This is a genomic window from Aureibacillus halotolerans, from assembly GCF_004363045.1.
Lineage (GTDB): Bacteria > Bacillota > Bacilli > Bacillales > DSM-28697 > Aureibacillus > Aureibacillus halotolerans.
Genome location: NZ_SNYJ01000038.1, coordinates 1 through 2,396, shown reverse-complemented (window position 1 = coordinate 2,396; position 2,396 = coordinate 1). Strand labels below are relative to the sequence as shown.

Annotated in this window: 1 rRNA gene; it reads right to left on the bottom strand. The window is 54.6% G+C overall.

The window, feature by feature from the left end:
* Positions 1–48: 48 nt before the first annotated feature.
* A 23S ribosomal RNA gene (locus EV213_RS20495) occupies positions 49–2,396 on the bottom strand; the annotation flags it as partial.

Below are 2,396 nucleotides of genomic sequence, written 5' to 3'. Positions count from 1 at the left end.
TCCTTCAAAACTAGATACCGACACACACGGTTGAAACAAAAATCAATTGAAGAGAAGGCCTCGATCGATTAGTATCCGTCAGCTCCACGTGTCGCCACGCGTCCACCCCGGACCTATCTACCTCATCGTCTCTGAGGGATCTTACTCACTTAACGTGATGGGAAATCTCATCTTGAGGGGGGCTTCATGCTTAGATGCTTTCAGCACTTATCCCTTCCACACGTAGCTACCCAGCGATGCTCCTGGCGGAACAACTGGTACACCAGCGGTGTGTCCATCCCGGTCCTCTCGTACTAAGGACAGCTCCTCTCAAATTTCCTGCGCCCACGACGGATAGGGACCGAACTGTCTCACGACGTTCTGAACCCAGCTCGCGTACCGCTTTAATGGGCGAACAGCCCAACCCTTGGGACCGACTACAGCCCCAGGATGCGATGAGCCGACATCGAGGTGCCAAACCTCCCCGTCGATGTGGACTCTTGGGGGAGATAAGCCTGTTATCCCCGGGGTAGCTTTTATCCGTTGAGCGATGGCCCTTCCATGCGGAACCACCGGATCACTAAGCCCGACTTTCGTCCCTGCTCGACTTGTAGGTCTCGCAGTCAAGCTCCCTTGTGCCTTTACACTCTACGAATGATTTCCAACCATTCTGAGGGAACCTTTGGGCGCCTCCGTTACTCTTTAGGAGGCGACCGCCCCAGTCAAACTGCCCACCTGACACTGTCTCCGTACCGGATCACGGTACTGGGTTAGAAGGTCGATACAGCCAGGGCAGTATCCCACCGGCGCCTCCACCGAACCTAGCGGTCCGGCTTCAATGGCTCCTGCCTATCCTGTACAAGCTGTACCCACATTCAATATCAGGCTACAGTAAAGCTCCACGGGGTCTTTCCGTCCTGTCGCGGGTAATGCGCATCTTCACGCATAGTATAATTTCACCGGGTCTCTCGTTGAGACAGTGCCCAAGTCGTTGCACCTTTCGTGCGGGTCGGAACTTACCCGACAAGGAATTTCGCTACCTTAGGACCGTTATAGTTACGGCCGCCGTTTACTGGGGCTTCAATTCAGCGCTTCTCCCCGAAGGGATAACGCCTCCTCTTAACCTTCCAGCACCGGGCAGGTGTCAGCCCCTATACGTCGCCTTGCGGCTTTGCAGAGACCTGTGTTTTTGCTAAACAGTCGCTTGGGCCTAGTCACTGCGGCTCTCTCGGGCTTGCACCCTAACAGAGCACCCCTTCTCCCGAAGTTACGGGGTCATTTTGCCGAGTTCCTTAACGAGAGTTTTCCCGAACATCTTAGGATTCTCACCTTGCCTACCTGTGTCGGTTTACGGTACGGGCACCTATTTTCTCACTAGAGGCTTTTCTTGGCAGTGTACGCACAGGAACTTCGCTACTATAATTTCGCTCCCCATCACAGCCCCACGTATATGAATGCGGGATTTGCCTCGCATTCCGTCTCGCTGCTTGGACGCACTCTTCCATCCGTGCGCTTCCCTGCCTTCCTGCGTCCCCCCATCGCTCAAACGAAAATGAGGTGGTACAGGAATCTCAACCTGTCTTCCATCGCCTACGCCTTTCGGCCTCGGCTTAGGTCCCGACTAACCCTGAGCGGACGAGCCTTCCTCAGGAAACCTTGGGCTTTCGATGGAGGAGATTCTCACTCCTCATTCGTTACTCATACCGGCATTCTCACTTCCAAACGCTCCACCTGTCCTTACGGTCAGGCTTCTCTGCCCTTGGAACGCTCCCCTACCGCGAACACCTAATGGTGTTCACCCACAGCTTCGGTGATACGTTTAGCCCCGGTACATTTTCGGCGCAGAGTCACTCGACCAGTGAGCTATTACGCACTCTTTCAATGGTGGCTGCTTCTAAGCCAACATCCTGGTTGTCTGGGCAACTCCACATCCTTTTCCACTGAACGTATACTTGGGGACCTTAGCTGGTGGTCTGGGCTGTTTCCCTTTCGACGACGGATCTTATCACTCGCCGTCTGACTCCCAAGGCAAAGCATGCGGCATTCGGAGTTTGACTGAATTCGGTAACCCGGTAGGGGCCCCTCGTCCAATCAGTGCTCTACCTCCGCAGCTCGTTCCTTGAGGCTAGCCCTAAAGCTATTTCGGGGAGAACCAGCTATCTCCGAGTTCGATTGGCATTTCACCCCTACCCACACCTCATCCCCGCGTTTTTCAACACGCGTGGGTTCGGGCCTCCAGAGAGTGTTACCTCCCCTTCACCCTGGACATGGGTAGATCACTCGGTTTCGGGTCTACGACCTTGTACTCATTCGCCCTATTCAGACTCGCTTTCGCTACGGCTCCGCCTTCTTCAGCTTAACCTTGCACAAGAACGTAACTCGCCGGTTCATTCTACAAAAGGCACGCCATCACCCAT